Below are 14,733 nucleotides of genomic sequence, written 5' to 3' on the forward strand. Positions count from 1 at the left end.
AATTCATGAACAACGACAAGACCGAACTGGCGTCAGCCGAACGTCGCAATTTCCTAAAGCTGAGCGCAAGTGGTGCGTTCACGGCTGCTTTGGTCGCCGGAGCAGGCGGGGTGTTGTGGTCGTCTGAAGCCGCAGCGCAGACCGCCAAGGAAGAAAGCGAGCGGGAAAAGGCGGCCGATCATGTGATGACCATCGCGACGGCGTATGTTTTGGGGGCATCGCGTAGCTATCCGATCATGCAGCTGGATCTTAAAGAAAACATCCAGAACGCCACCAATGGTAAAGTCTATGTCAAACTGGCTCCGGGTGGGCAGCTGGGTGCCGGTGGATCCCTTGTGCAGAAAGTGCAGGGCGGCACCATTCAGGCGGCGCAGCATTCGCTGTCGAACTTCGCGCCATTTGCGTCGACCGTTGATCTGATCAACATGCCGTATCTGTGCGGTTCGAACCAGCGTTTCACCAACCTTGTCCATTCTGACACGTGGAAGAATGAGGTTCATCCCAAGGTCGAAGCTGCGGGCTTCAAGGCGCTATTCTATGTGAACATCGATCCCCGTGTTGTTGCGGTTCGTCAGGGTGGCAATGCAGTCATCACGCCGGGCGACATGAGTGGTATCAAATTCCGTGTTCCCGGCTCGAAGATGCTCCAGCAATATTACCGTATGGTCGGCGCCAACCCGACGCCTGTTGCCTGGGGTGAGACACCATCGGCCATCAAGCAGGGTGTTGCCGATGCGCTTGATCCTTCGGTTGGCGCGCTGTTTGTCTTCGGCTTCAAGGACATACTGAGCCACGTGACCTTCACACAAGCGGTTCCGGACAGTCAGGTTTATTCCTGTAACCTCGAGTGGTTCAACTCGATGCCCGTTGACGTTCAGGAAGGCATCATGTGGGGGTCTGAAATGACCGCGCACCAGAACCTGTCCAAGGTTCCGTCGGCACGCGCGTATGCCATGGCCGAGCTGAACAAGGCAGGCGTCCAATTCCATTCGCTCAGTGAAGACCAACTGGCCGAATGGCAGGATGCGGGCGGCTATCAGAACGCCGACTGGGATCCGTTCAAGACCGAACTGGCCGGGTCGATGGAAAACTTCGAAAAGCTGGTCGAAGCTGCTGGAACGCAGGGCAAATACTACGTTCACGACGCTTAAGGCGCTATGCGTGGACGCCATCCAGGCGTCCACGATTATTTTCTACAGTCAGGCTGTAATCGGCCCGCCACGGCAGGCGCGGGTCTGGCTGTCCTATCGCCGGAGGATCAGATGACCGTTCTTCAAAACATTGACCGAAACGCAGAGCGTTGGCTGTTGCTGGTGTTCTACGTGATGCTGGTGATCACCATGGCGATCGAAGTGCTGCGGCGTGAGATCTTCGCTTACTCTTCGATCTGGGGCGAAGAGATTGTGCGCTATTCCTTCATCTACCTCGCCTGGATCGGGGCCGCCGCTGCGGTCAAGGAACGTGCGCATATCCGAATTGACGTCATCATGCATTACCTTGGACCGCGCCCCAAGGCGTTGCTTTATATCTTCGGCGATCTGGTGATGTTCGTCGTGGCCGTTATCGCGCTCTATTGGTCTTACGAGGCGGTTCATGTCTCAGCCAAGTTCGGCTCAGTTACAGATGGGTTGCGGGTTTCCAAAGTCTGGTTCCTGATGGCTGTACCCACTGGATTTGCGCTGATGATCTGGCGGCTGATCCAATCCCTGATGCGTGATCTGAAATGTCTGCGAGACGGCACCCCCGTGTTCGAAGGCGACAAGCTGTTTGACTGAGGAGAAATTGAATGCTTTGGAATTCCCTCAATCAAACCGTTGAACTTGGGTGGGATTTTTATGTCCCCGTGATCCTGTTCGTTGCTTTGATCGCCATGGCTGTGCCCGTTTGGGCCGCCATTGGGTCGGCAGCTATCGTCATGCTGATCATGTCCGGCGACTTGCCGCTAAGCTTGGTGGGCGAAAGCCTTTTCACCGGTATCGATGCCTTTGCGTTGACCGCTGTGCCCCTGTTCATTCTGACCGGGGACGTTCTGGTTCGCACAGGGTTATCGCGCAAGTTTCTGGACGTGGCCGAAGCGCTGACCTGCTTTGCCAAAGGCGGCTTTGGGTCGGCCACCGTGCTTGTCTGTGGCATGTTTGCGGCGATCTCGGGCTCGGACGCGGCGGGCGCTGCTGCTGTGGGTCGGATGACCATCAACCGTCTGGTTGAAAGCGGGTATCCGCGCCCCTATGCCTGTGCGCTGGTAGCCGCCGGGGCCTGTACCGGCATTCTGATCCCGCCGTCGATTGCCTATATCATCATCGGGCTTGTGCTGGGTATTTCAGCTTCGACGCTGTTTCTAGCCGCTCTGATCCCCGGACTGGCCATTCTGGTATCGATCCTGATCACCAACATCATAATGAATCGCCTTTATGCCTACGAAGGCGGTGGCATGATGACCATGGGTGAGTGGCTGTCCAACTTGGGCAAGGCGCTCAAATCCGGCTGGTACGCCTTCATCGTGCCGGGCATCATCTTCTACGGCATCTTCTCGGGCCGCCTGACTCCGACCGAGGCCGGTGCGACCGCTGTTGTCGTCACCATCATCATGGGCTTCATCCTGCGCACACTTACGCTGGCCGACTTCCCGTCGATGCTGGTGAGTTCGGCGAAAGTGAACGGGGTGATCCTGCCCATCATCGCTTTCTCTGCGCCGCTGGCCGAAGCGCTGGCGATTATGGGTGTGCCTCAGGGCTTTGTGACTTCGGTCACGTCGTTGACGGATGATCCTTATCTGCTGATCCTGTTGATGATCGGCATCTTGATCGCGGCAGGCTGCGTGATGGAGACGACGCCCAACATCGTGATCCTTGCACCGATCCTGAAACCGCTGGCCGACAACATTGGCATGAACGAGATCCAGTTCTGCATCATGATGATCACCGCGCTGGGTGTTGGTTTCATCACACCACCGCTGGGTCTGAACCTGTTCGTTGTATCTGGCATTACCGGCGAGTCGATTCTGAAGATTGCCGCCCGGGCTGTGCCCTTCGTATTGACCATGCTGATCGTGGTGCTGCTGATCGCCTACGTACCAGCTGTCTCGACCACCTTGCTTCCTGAAATCTACCAATAGGACCTTTTGAACATGCCCCGTGACTATCTGAAAAAGGCGACCCTTACGGCGCAGTCTCATGCGACCGAGGTGCATGATACGGTCAAGACAATCCTGTCTGATATCGAGGCAGGAGGTGACGCCAAGGCCCTGGAATACGCCGCTAAGTTCGACAAGTTTGAGGGAAATGTCCTGATGACTCAGGACGAGATCGACGCGGCCATTGCGCTGGTGCCCGAAAAGTTGAAGGCCGATATCCGCTTTGCCCATGACAACGTGCGTCGCTTTGCCGAAACGCAAAAGGCCACCGTGTCGGACGTTCAGACCGAGATTGTGCCCGGTGTTGTCGCAGGGCAAAAGGCCATCCCCGTCGATGCGGCAGGATGCTATGTGCCCGGTGGACGCTACAGCCATATCGCCAGTGCGATCATGACTGTGACCACAGCCAAGGTTGCCGGATGCCGTCACATCACAGCGTGCTCTCCGCCTCGTCCGGGCGAAGGGGTTGCGCCTGCGATTGTCTATGCGGCCCATATCTGCGGGGCTGACAGTATTTTGGCGATGGGCGGTGTGCAGGGTGTGGCGGCGATGACCTACGGTCTGTTTGGTTTGCCGCGTGCAAACATCCTTGTTGGGCCGGGCAACCAGTTCGTGGCCGAGGCCAAGCGTATTCTCTACGGCAAGGTCGGTATCGATATGATTGCGGGACCAACTGACTCCCTGATCCTGGCCGATAGCAGTGCAGATGCACATGTGGTTGCCACCGACTTGGTCAGTCAGGCTGAACACGGGTATAACTCTCCGGTTTGGCTGGTGACGGATGATCGTGCTCTGGCCCAGAAAGTCATGGACCTTGTACCACAGTTGATCGACGATTTGCCCGAATTGAACAAGGAAAACGCCACAGCCGCGTGGAGGGACTATGCCGAAGTCATCGTCTGCGATAATCGCGAAGACATGGCTGCGTGTTCCGATGAATACGCCCCCGAACACCTGACCGTGCAGGCCGAGGATCTGGATTGGTGGCTGGACCGGTTGACCTGCTATGGTTCGTTGTTTCTGGGTGAGGAAACCACCGTATCCTATGGCGACAAAGCCACCGGAACCAATCACGTTCTGCCGACCTCTGGCGCGGCCAGTTATACCGGCGGTCTGAGCGTCCACAAATACATGAAGATCGTGACCTGGCAGCGGGCAACGCGGGAGGGGTCCAAGCCCATTGCCGTTGCAACTGCGCGGATTTCGCGGCTGGAAGGGATGGAAGGGCACGCGCGTGCCGCAGACGTGCGTCTGGCCAAGTATTTCCCGGATGAGCAGTTTGATCTGACCGCAGATGGATGATCCGCGTGCTTTGTTTGACCTGACGGGGAGGGTGGCTTGTGTCACCGGTGCAAGCTCGGGTCTGGGGCGGCAAGTGGCGCGCGCGCTTGCAGCAGCAGGTGCGCAGGTTGTTGGCGTGGCGCGGCGCCAAGATGCGTTGGCGCAGATGCAAGCCGAGATTGGATCTCGGTCCGCTTCAGTGGAAGCCGATGTTGCTGATCGTGACGGAATTGATCGCGTGGCGGAAGCCGTCAGCGCCAAGTTCGGCGCGCCCGACATTCTGGTTCATGCGGCTGGGTTAAACACGCGTGAGGCCGCCGATGATGTGACACCAGAAGGGTGGGACGCCACGCTGGCGGTGAACCTCAGCGCACCGTTTTTTCTAAGTCAGGCCATGGTGCCTGCGATGAAAGACAAGGGGTGGGGGCGCATTGTCAATTTTGCTTCGCTGCAAACAACGCGTGCGTTTCCCGGTGGTATCGCCTATGGCGCAACGAAGGCGGGGATCGGGCAATTGACCCGCGCGATGGCCGAGGCATGGTCGCCCTTTGGCATTACAGCAAATGCCATCGGACCAGGGTTCTTTCCCACGGAGCTGACGCAGGCCGTGTTTGATGACCCAGTTCGTGCGGAGCGAAATGCGGTGCAAACCTGCATTGGGCGCAATGGTCGGATGCAGGATATCGACGGCCCGATTCTTTTCCTGTGTTCACGGGCCTCGGACTATGTGACCGGACAGGTTTTGATGGTGGATGGGGGGTTCACGGCCAAATGAAAGCTCTGGTTTACAAAGGTGTGGAGCAGATGGAGTTTGGCGATGTGCCGAATGCAGTGCCCGCTGCATCTGAACATCTGATCAGAATTGAAGCCGTAGGCATCTGTGGATCAGACATGCACGCGTATCTCGGCCATGATGCGCGGCGACCGGCCCCTTTGATCCTTGGGCATGAGGCCGCCGGGGTGATTGTCGAAGGTCTTCGCGCAGGAGATCGCGTGACGATCAATCCGCTGGTGAGCTGCGGTCAATGTCCAGCCTGCGTAGCAGGTCGTGAAAATCTGTGCCCGGATCGTCAGATCATTTCAATGCCACCACGCGAAGGGGCCTTTGCCCAGTTTGTCTCGATGCCGGACAGAAATCTGGTTGTCGTACCGGATCATATCTCGTTTGCGAAGGCCGCGTTGGCCGAACCACTGGCTGTCAGTTGGCATGCGGCGCGGTTGGCGCTGGAAGCGTTGCACCCGGCGATGCCCCGTCGCGCTCTGGTCATCGGCGGCGGCGCGATCGGGCTTGCCGCCGCATTGGCCTTGCGTGCGATGGAGGTCGAAGATGTCACAATTGCAGAACCCAACGCCTTACGCCGGACTTTTCTGCAGCAGGTTGAGGACTTTAAAATCGCGGACGCTGCGATTGGAAACTTCCCGCTCGTTATCGACGCTGTGGGATATGCGGCAACACGATCTGTCGCATCAGCCGTCGCGGACCCCGGCGGCGTGATCGCGCATGTTGGTCTTGGCGAAGACACCGGCGGTCTGGACGTGCGCCGCATGACGTTGCAGGAAATAACCTTTATCGGCACATACACGTATACCGCTCGGGATTTCCGCGAAACGGCAGAAGCGATCTTTGACGGACGGCTGGGCGCGTTGGACTGGGCTGAGGAACGCGCCTTGGCTGAAGGGGCGCAGGCATTTCGCGATATCCGCTCTGGTGCTGTGGCAGCCCCTAAGATTATCCTGAGACCCTGGGCATAGTCCCGCCAGATTTGGAGGCCTCGATGTATAAAAAAGTTCTTGTCCCTATGGCATTGGATCACGGCATATCGCAGCACACGCTGGAAGTTGCACGCGCATTGTCGGAAAACGGGGCCGACATAATCGCATTGCACGTTTACGAAATGCCACAGGGATCTGTCAGTGCCTACCTGGATAAATCCGTTGTCGCAGAAGGGTTTGACCGTGCGCGACTGAAACTGTTGGAAAAGGTTGAGGGCCTTGAAGGTGTGACACCCGAAATCGTCAAAGGCCACACTGCCCGGACGATCATTGATTATGCCACAAGCAAGAGCATCGATTGTATCGTCATTGGTTCTCACCAACCGGGGTTGAGCGACTATTTCCTGGGATCGACAGCTTCGCGCGTTGTTCGTCACGCGCCGTGCGCCGTGCATGTGCACCGCGGTCTGACTTGATTCCTGGCATTGACGGCCATTGAACTTGGAATTTCTGCAAGGAACGACCGGCAACCAAGTGCCGGTCGTTCCAATGTATGATTATCCGCGACGCCGACGGCGACGGCCGCCACCGGCTTCGGCGTCGGCACCGCCTGTGTTGAAGCTTGGGTGGGGCAACGTGACAACCTGCGCCAGTTCCGGGAATGGATCAGTTTTGTGTGGAATCGCGTTGGCCGCGACGAAGTGATCCTGGAACTTTGGTTCGATAGCGGTTTCAATTTTCGTGATCTCGCGTACGACGCGTTCAATCTCAGTCCGTGCTGCGATATTGCACAGTGCAATACGTGCACCGGTTCCTGCGGCGTTGCCCGCGCTAGTGACCTTGTCCAGCGGCGCATCCGGGATCATCCCCAGAACCATCGCATGCTTGGTCGAGATATGCGCCCCGAACGCACCGGCCAGAACCACACGATCGACACGGTCGACATCCATCTCATCCATCAACAGGCGCGCACCGGCATAAAGCGCCGATTTTGCCAGCTGGATGGCGCGAATGTCGCCTTGGGTGACGGTGATGCGCGGGCCACCTTCGGCGCTGGCGTCGTGGATCAGATAGGCATGGGTTCGTCCTTCGGGGACACAGCGTGCTGTACCGGTCTGCTCGGCCGAACCAATCAATCCGCTTTCATCCAGCAAGCCGGCGATACGCATTTCAGCAACGGCCTCGATGATGCCGGAACCACAGATGCCTGTGATGCCAGTGGTTGCTATATCTTGGTCAAACCCGTCCTCATCCGACCACTTTTCGGACCCGATCACGCGGAAACGTGGTTCTTTGGTAACAGGGTCGATCTCAATCCGCTCGATTGCGCCGGGGGCCGCGCGCTGCCCCGAGCTGATCTGAGCACCCTCAAACGCAGGTCCGGTTGGCGAAGAACAGGCTAGAACGCGGCTGGTGTTGCCCAACAGGATTTCCGCGTTGGTGCCGACGTCCACGATCAAGACCAGATCTTCGGATTTGCCCGGTTCCTCCGACAGCGCCACGGCTGCGCAGTCCGCGCCCACATGGCCCGCAATGCAAGGAAGGATGTAGATCTGTGCGCGCGGGTTCATGGTCGTCAGATCCATCTCGCGCGCGGGCAGGGACATGCTTTCCGATGTGGCCAGCGCAAAAGGCGCTTGCCCCAGCTCAACCGGATCCAGCCCCAACAGCAAGTGGTGCATGACCGGGTTACAAACAAATACGGTTTCCACGATCAGTGCGGCGTCGATCTCGGCTTCTTCGGCAATTGAGGTGGTCAGATCGTTGATCGCCTCGCGCACGGCCTTGGTCATTTCCTGATCGCCACCGGGGTTCATCATCGAATATGAAACGCGGCTCATGAGGTCTTCGCCAAACCGGATCTGCGGGTTCATCAGACCCGAGGACGCCTTGACCTCACCCGTTTCCAGATCGGTCAGGTGGGCTGCGATGGTGGTCGAGCCGAGGTCGATTGCCAAGCCATAAAGCCCGCCTTCATGCAGGCCCGGCCAGATTTCGACAATGCGGGCAACGCTGTCGTTGTGGCCTTTGTGAACGGCCACCGTGGCCTCCCATTTTCCCTTGCGCAGAACCGGCTGCAGCTTGGACAAAAGCGACAGATCGGCTGTTACAGCTTCGATCTTCCACTGCTCGCGCAGGGCACGTTCCAGACGCTCAAGATCGCCGGTGGGCGAATGCATGTCGGGTTCTTCGACGACCACGAAGTACAGGCGGGTGGCCGGGTCCATGGTGATGGCACGGGCCGCGGCCGCCTTGCGCACGACCTGACGGTGCACCTGACTTTCGGGTGGGACATCAATCACGACATCACCTTGCACGGATGCCTGACATCCCAGACGACGGCCCGGTTTCAAGCCTCGCTTGTCGTCATAGCGCTGTTCAACCGCGTTCCATTCGCTCAGCGCGTTTTCGGATACGGTGACACCATGCTTGGGAAATTCGCCATAGCTGGGTGTGATCTGGCATTTGGAGCAGATCCCACGCCCGCCACAAACTGAATCCAGATCCACGCCCAACTGACGGGCCGCAGTTAGAATCGGAGTTCCAACAGGGAAATGTCCGCGTTTGCCAGAGGGCGTAAAGACGACAAGTGGGTCGGTGGTCATCAGAGACATACCTTTTCATATTCGCGCGTATTGGGCGCAAGATATGATGTTGAGCGCAAAGGGAAAGGGCTATCAGCGGCACGATTTGCTCAGCTTGCGGCGTTTTCTGCACCGCCATTGCCCTGAGTTGCTTTGGGGGGCTTTCCCTTTGGTTCAATCCATGCGATAGGGTCGCCGTCAAACGGGCTTTTGCATGGGGTTTTCAGATGCAGATTCGTGAGGCACTCACCTTTGACGACGTTCTTCTGGTTCCGGGCGCATCTTCTGTGCTTCCGGCGACAGCAGATACTACCACACGTGTGACGCGTGAAATCACCATGAACATACCGCTGCTGAGCTCGGCCATGGACACCGTGACTGAGGCGCGCATGGCGATTGCAATGGCTCAAGCCGGTGGCATCGGGGTCATTCACAAGAACCTTTCGGTCGAAGAGCAAGCCCGCGAAGTGCGCCGGGTCAAGCGGTTTGAATCGGGTATCGTATACAACCCTGTCACGTTGCGCGCGGATCAGACGCTGTCAGATGCACAGGCCCTGGTAGAACGCTACAACTTCACCGGTTTTCCTGTCGTGGATGCGGAAGGTCGCGTTGTGGGTATCGTGACCAACCGAGATATGCGGTTTGCGACTTCGGACGATACTCCGATCAAGGCGATGATGACGGCTGACAATCTGGCCATGCTGCAAGAACCCGCAGATCTGGAAGAAGCCAAAAGCCTGATGCGGGCCCGACGCATCGAAAAGCTGCTTGTGGTAGACGCTCAGGGGAAACTGACCGGGCTTTTAACTTTGAAAGACACTGAACAAGCCGTCTTGAACCCTACAGCTTGCAAGGATCGGCTGGGCCGTCTGCGCGTAGCTGCCGCCACATCGGTCGGTGACGCGGGCTTTGAACGCTCGGAACAACTGGTGGATTCCGGTGTGGACATTATTGTGGTCGACACTGCTCATGGCCATTCGCAAGGCGTGTTGGACGCAGTAAAGCGCGTTAAGACGCTATCCAATGAAGTTCAGATCATCGCAGGAAACGTGGCCACGGGTGAAGCGACCAAAGCATTGATTGATGCGGGGGCTGACGCCATCAAGGTTGGTATCGGTCCGGGGTCGATCTGCACCACGCGCATGGTGGCGGGCGTTGGCGTACCGCAGCTGACCGCGATCAGTGATTGTTCGGCAGCCGCAGGTGACGTGCCTGTCATCGCTGACGGAGGCATCAAATTCTCGGGCGATTTCGCTAAGGCGATTGCGGCGGGGGCATCCTGCGCCATGGTCGGTTCGATGATCGCGGGCACCGATGAAAGCCCAGGCGAAGTCATTCTGTATCAGGGGCGTTCGTTCAAATCCTATCGTGGGATGGGCAGTCTGGGCGCCATGGCGCGCGGCTCGGCGGATCGGTATTTTCAGAAGGACGCGGCCAACGACAAACTGGTGCCTGAAGGTATCGAAGGGCAGGTGCCTTACAAAGGCTCCGCCAGTGCTGTGATCCACCAGCTTGTGGGCGGCCTGCGTGCCGCAATGGGCTATACCGGCTGCGCAACCGTTGAAGAAATGCGCAAGAATTGCAGCTTTGTTAAAATCACCGGTGCCGGTCTGAAGGAAAGCCACGTGCATGACGTTCAGATCACCCGCGAAAGCCCCAATTACCGGGTGATGTGATCTGCTGACCTGTTGCATGCGGCGCCCAGACACGGGCGCCGTTTTGCGTTCACCCACACCTTTAGGGAGGTCGACATGACCCCGGCAGCTCGTGTTCAGGCCGCGATTGAAATCTTGGACGAGATTTTGACCGGAGCGCCCGTTGAAAAGGCGTTGACCGGATGGGCACGTCGCAGCCGCTTTGCAGGATCAAAAGATCGCGCAGCGGTACGGGATCATGTGTTTGATGCACTGCGCTGCCAGCGATCCTTTGCAGCGCTTGGCGGTGGCCACACCGGGCGCGGTTTGATGATTGGCGCAACGCGGGCTCAGGGTGGGGACACAGCAGCCGTATTCACAGGCGACAGACATGCGCCTGATCCCGTGCAGCCGTCAGAGATCGCACGGGCCTTTCGGTCAGACGCCGAACGACTTGATATTCCCGAATGGCTTTGGCCCCGGTTTTCGGCTTCGTTGGGATCTGAGACTCCGGTCGTGGCCGAGGCGCTGCGATTACGGGCTCCGGTGCATTTAAGGGTGAACTTGCTCAAGGCTGATGCAGCGTCTGCGATAGCCGCGCTGCAGGCCGATGGCGTTACAGCGCAGCCGCACGCGTTTTGCACGACAGCTTTGGAAGTGACCGAAGGCGCGCGCAAGATTGCGCAGGGCCGCGCCTATCAGGACGGGTTGGTCGAACTACAAGACGCTGCCAGTCAGGCGGTTGTTGCGGCGCTAGAGCTTCAGCCGGGCATGCGTGTCCTTGACTACTGCGCAGGGGGCGGTGGCAAATCGCTGGCCTTGGCTGCGTTTAATGGTGTCCAAGTCTTTGCCCATGACGTGAATGCAGCCCGGATGCGGGATCTTCCTGCGCGCGCAAAACGCGCCGGGGCCCACGTGAAAATTCTGACGTCAAAGGAACTAGATGAACAAGAGCCTTTTGACATCGTACTTGCGGATGCTCCGTGTTCTGGTAGCGGGTCGTGGCGGCGCGCACCTGCGGGAAAATGGGCTTTGACCGAAGAGCGCTTGCAAGATCTCACGCAAATCCAATCCGGAATTTTGCAAAATACGACCGCTTTAGTTCGAAAGGGCGGTGTGTTCGCCTATGCGACCTGCTCGGTTCTGACTGACGAAAACGGCGCAATCGTTGATTCCTTTTTGGCGCGAAACCCGGAATGGGCCGAGACATTCCGCAAATCATGGCAAGTCGCACACGGGTCAGACGGGTTTTTCACGGCACACTTGACGAGATAAGGCTCGGGCAAATAACAACCTAAGGTAGATAATTTCCCGCATTCTTTAGTTAAGCGGGCATTAACCATTTTGGATGTTACTTCCGACACCTTTTTGCGTTTGAGCCGTTTATGTCTGACACTGCATTTTCTGTACGCGACCTCTCTTACACCCAACGGCCTTCAGCGACGCGCGTAGGATCGCTTCTGAGCTTGGCTCTTTTGATCGCCTTAGCGCCAATCACAGGTCTGTTGCCGCCGGAGTGGAGTTCTGGCCTTACAGTGGCCGGTGTTTCCCTTTTATTTGCGGTGCTTTGCGTCACGATAAAGGGGCGATTGGCCATCCGATCCGCACAGCGCAGTGCAGCCCTGATGAGGGCATTTGCGGAACTGGAGGTTGCCCCCTTTCTGGTGGCCGACAGGTTTGGCGATATTCTGGTCGCGAACATACACGCACAAAAACGGTTTGGGGCCGAAACTGGTAAGTCCCTGAGTTTATGCTTGCGATCGACCTTTTCGAACCCTCAGGCCGTTTTGCTTCGGTTGCAATCTCAGGCACAATCGCATGGCCGTGCCTATGATGAGTTTCCCAACAGCGCGAACATGGTGTCCCTCACCGTGTCTCGGCTGGACACCGAGTTGTTTTGTTGGCGCTTTGAAGAGGGCGAGGGGGCAAACAGCCGTGACTTGGCCATCCCGGTTCTTTCCGTTGGGCATAAAGGCGAAATCCAGCATGCCAATTCCGCTGCCGAAAAGATGCTTGGTTCTGACGTGAAACGTGTTCAGGACGTCTTTTATGACGGTGCACCGGTAATTGGGGCCACAAATTTGGTGAACACCCGTGACGGTCTGGTCTCGGCCGCCGTCGCTAATTTGTCGACCACGGGGTCGAAGCATCATTTGGGCCTGATCCCTGTCGGCACGTCCACAACACAAGGTGCCGGTGCGTCTTTCGAGGATCTTCCGATTCCAATCTTGACCCTTTCGTCAGACGGCACAATCCTCGACACGAACAGGCTGGCGATAAAGTTGTTGGGGAAAGACAGCCTAAAGGGAACCTGTATAGACGACATCATGCGAGGGCTGCGGCTTCCACTTCGGGATTGGCTTGCAGGGGTCGCTTCGGAAGAGGATGTACCTAAGTCAGAGTTTCTGCAGCTGAGCCGGGACGACAAAGAAATCTTTGTTCAAGTTACGTTGAGCAAAGTTGTCATCGACGGCAAGGTGGGTCTGATAGCAGTCCTGAACGACGCGACCGAGTTGAAAACGCTGGAGGCGCAATTCGTTCAGGGTCAGAAAATGCAAGCCGTGGGGCAATTGGCCGGAGGCGTTGCGCATGATTTCAACAATCTGCTAACAGCGATTTCCGGTCACTGCGATTTGTTGTTGTTGCGGCACGACCAGAACGATCCGGATTTTGGGGATCTTGTTCAGATCAACCAAAACGCCAACCGTGCCGCGGCCCTGGTCAGTCAGCTTCTGGCGTTCTCGCGAAAACAAACGCTCAGACCCGAAGTGTTGGATCTGCGCGACACGATTTCGGACCTTATTCACCTGCTCAACCGATTGGTGGGTGAAAAGGTGCAATTGACGCTCAGCCATGACCCGGTTCTCAAACCGGTGCGGGCCGACAAGCGCCAATTGGAACAGGTTCTGATGAACCTTGTCGTCAACGCCCGAGACGCCATGCCTGACGGCGGAGAGATTCGTATCGAAACCGAAATAATGCGGCTGTCCCGACCGCTCAGCCGAGATCGGGCGACAGTTCAACCTGGCGAATACGTCACGGTCAAGGTGGTGGGCAGCGGGACAGGTATTCCAGCCGACAAGCTGCAAAAAGTGTTTGAGCCGTTTTATACAACAAAACGAACAGGTGAGGGTACTGGACTTGGTCTTTCGACCGTCTATGGCATTGTGAAACAAACAGGCGGGTTCATCTTCGTCGACAGTGTTGTCGGGCGCGGTACAGAGTTCACAGTCATTCTGCCAGTGTGCGCGACTGATGAAAAAACCGAGATCACAACCCCGGCAAAACCTGACGCGCAAAGTGCACGGCAAGGCGAAGGGGTGGTGCTGCTGGTCGAAGACGAGGCGCCGGTTCGCGCCTTTGCCACCCGCGCGCTGCGATTGAAGGGTTATACCGTTCTCGAAGCGGATTCGGCCGAAGAGGCGCTGAAACTTCTCGAAGACGCGTCATTGAACGTGGATGTCTTTGTGACAGATGTGGTCATGCCGGGTATGGACGGGCCTACCTGGGTCCGCAAAGCTCGGGAAACGCGCCCGGACGCGCGCGTTGTCTTTGTATCAGGGTATACCGAGGGCGCATTCGGCGAGTCCGGGCCGGGCATATCAAACTCAACCTTCTTGCCCAAACCTTTCTCGCTCAATCAGTTGACCGAGGCTGTTTTTCAGCAAATGAACTGATCAAAGCGCCGCGTTATGAATGGCAAACTCCGCTGCATGTGAATTGCGGAATTGTCGTTCAGTACTCGGCGAAAGGCTCAGATCTCCTGCAGGTGACACGTTTTCACGTGGCAAGACGATGTCAATGTTCAGCCGCGTTTGCAAAAAGTCCAAAATCCCAGTCTGGTTTTCATATTTGAAGACATGTGTCGCTCCACGCCCATTGCTTCGGGTGCGGAAAAACTGACTTTGGCTTCCAACATCGGCAAACTCAGGGCGTTGGTTTTGCATATAGGCTTGCACAAACTTGTCAAAACTTATGTCGCGGGTGGAATGAGGGTGACCAATCAGGTCTTCGCGACTCCGAAACCGATACCAACTGCCCAGCCAGTCGATGGGTTCACGTACAACAGCCATGATTTCCATTTCCGTGTCGTACATTTTCAAAAACATGTTTTGAAAAAAGCGGTCAAACCGACGCACCGGCGCGTGTTTCAGTTCTGGTGGATGAGTGACCACAAGATCAGCTCGATCACGCAAGGCCGTATGATAAGCCGTGCTGCCAGTCTTGGGAACGGCAAGAAAAGCCAGACGTTCTTCAAAGAAAACAAGCATGTACCGCGTTCCGCCTTGTCCTGATTGCTTGCACAGATTGTCGTAAACGACTCTTTAACACAATTGCAGAAGAGTGAGTTCTGTAAGTTTTAGTTGAAATGTTCTCTTTTTGGTCC

At 57.1% G+C, this 14,733-nt stretch carries 12 protein-coding genes; 10 read left to right on the forward strand and 2 right to left on the reverse strand.

Features of this window, described 5'->3' with window-relative positions; all coding sequences use genetic code 11:
• Positions 1 to 5 precede the first annotated feature (5 nt).
• From GOV90_RS02230 to GOV90_RS02260, 7 genes are all read left to right on the forward strand, one after another.
• Positions 6 to 1,151, forward strand: a complete 1,146-nt coding sequence (locus tag GOV90_RS02230; RefSeq protein ID WP_171089938.1) for a TRAP transporter substrate-binding protein — start codon at positions 6 to 8, stop codon at positions 1,149 to 1,151.
• 111 nt (positions 1,152 to 1,262) lie between these two features.
• Entirely contained in the window at positions 1,263 to 1,775 is a 513-nt protein-coding gene (locus tag GOV90_RS02235) for a TRAP transporter small permease (protein ID WP_171089940.1), read from the forward strand.
• A gap of 11 nt (positions 1,776 to 1,786) precedes the next feature.
• Positions 1,787 to 3,115, forward strand: coding sequence for a TRAP transporter large permease (locus GOV90_RS02240; RefSeq protein WP_171089942.1), 1,329 nt, complete (start codon positions 1,787 to 1,789; stop codon positions 3,113 to 3,115).
• A gap of 12 nt (positions 3,116 to 3,127) precedes the next feature.
• Positions 3,128 to 4,435: a histidinol dehydrogenase gene (gene hisD / locus GOV90_RS02245; protein WP_171089944.1), complete on the forward strand. Its 1,308-nt coding sequence runs from the start codon at positions 3,128 to 3,130 to the stop codon at positions 4,433 to 4,435.
• Positions 4,428 to 5,189: an SDR family NAD(P)-dependent oxidoreductase gene (locus GOV90_RS02250; RefSeq protein ID WP_171089948.1), complete on the forward strand. Its 762-nt coding sequence runs from the start codon at positions 4,428 to 4,430 to the stop codon at positions 5,187 to 5,189. The genes hisD and GOV90_RS02250 overlap by 8 nt, the downstream gene beginning before the upstream one ends.
• Positions 5,186 to 6,166 carry a zinc-binding dehydrogenase gene (locus tag GOV90_RS02255; RefSeq protein WP_171089949.1) on the forward strand — a complete coding sequence of 327 codons (981 nt, stop codon included), beginning with the start codon at positions 5,186 to 5,188 and terminating at the stop codon, positions 6,164 to 6,166. The genes GOV90_RS02250 and GOV90_RS02255 overlap by 4 nt, the downstream gene beginning before the upstream one ends.
• 23 nt (positions 6,167 to 6,189) lie before the next feature.
• Positions 6,190 to 6,603, forward strand: a complete 414-nt coding sequence (locus GOV90_RS02260; protein ID WP_171089951.1) for a universal stress protein — start codon at positions 6,190 to 6,192, stop codon at positions 6,601 to 6,603.
• 81 nt (positions 6,604 to 6,684) lie between these two features.
• On the opposite strand, the gene GOV90_RS02265 is transcribed toward GOV90_RS02260, so the two are convergent.
• Positions 6,685 to 8,733, reverse strand: a complete 2,049-nt coding sequence (locus GOV90_RS02265; protein WP_171091153.1) for an ASKHA domain-containing protein — start codon at positions 8,731 to 8,733, stop codon at positions 6,685 to 6,687.
• 206 nt (positions 8,734 to 8,939) lie between these two features.
• Here GOV90_RS02265 and guaB point away from each other — a divergent pair, with 206 nt between their 5' ends.
• The 3 genes from guaB to GOV90_RS02280 all read left to right on the forward strand — a co-directional run bounded on the left by guaB (position 8,940) and on the right by GOV90_RS02280 (position 14,023).
• Positions 8,940 to 10,388, forward strand: a complete 1,449-nt coding sequence (guaB, locus tag GOV90_RS02270; RefSeq protein ID WP_171089953.1) for an IMP dehydrogenase — start codon at positions 8,940 to 8,942, stop codon at positions 10,386 to 10,388.
• 75 nt (positions 10,389 to 10,463) lie between these two features.
• Entirely contained in the window at positions 10,464 to 11,621 is a 1,158-nt protein-coding gene (locus GOV90_RS02275; protein WP_171089955.1) for an RsmB/NOP family class I SAM-dependent RNA methyltransferase, read from the forward strand.
• 110 nt (positions 11,622 to 11,731) lie between these two features.
• Positions 11,732 to 14,023 (forward strand): ATP-binding protein, encoded by a 2,292-nt coding sequence (locus tag GOV90_RS02280; protein WP_171089957.1) that lies wholly within the window; start codon positions 11,732 to 11,734, stop codon positions 14,021 to 14,023.
• Here the strand turns inward: GOV90_RS02280 and GOV90_RS02285 are convergent, their stop codons facing one another.
• Entirely contained in the window at positions 14,024 to 14,617 is a 594-nt protein-coding gene (locus GOV90_RS02285) for a sulfotransferase family 2 domain-containing protein (RefSeq protein WP_171089959.1), read from the reverse strand.
• Between the last annotated feature and the right edge of the window lie 116 nt (positions 14,618 to 14,733).

The organism is Ruegeria sp. HKCCA5929 (assembly GCF_013034525.1).
Classification (GTDB): domain Bacteria; phylum Pseudomonadota; class Alphaproteobacteria; order Rhodobacterales; family Rhodobacteraceae; genus Ruegeria.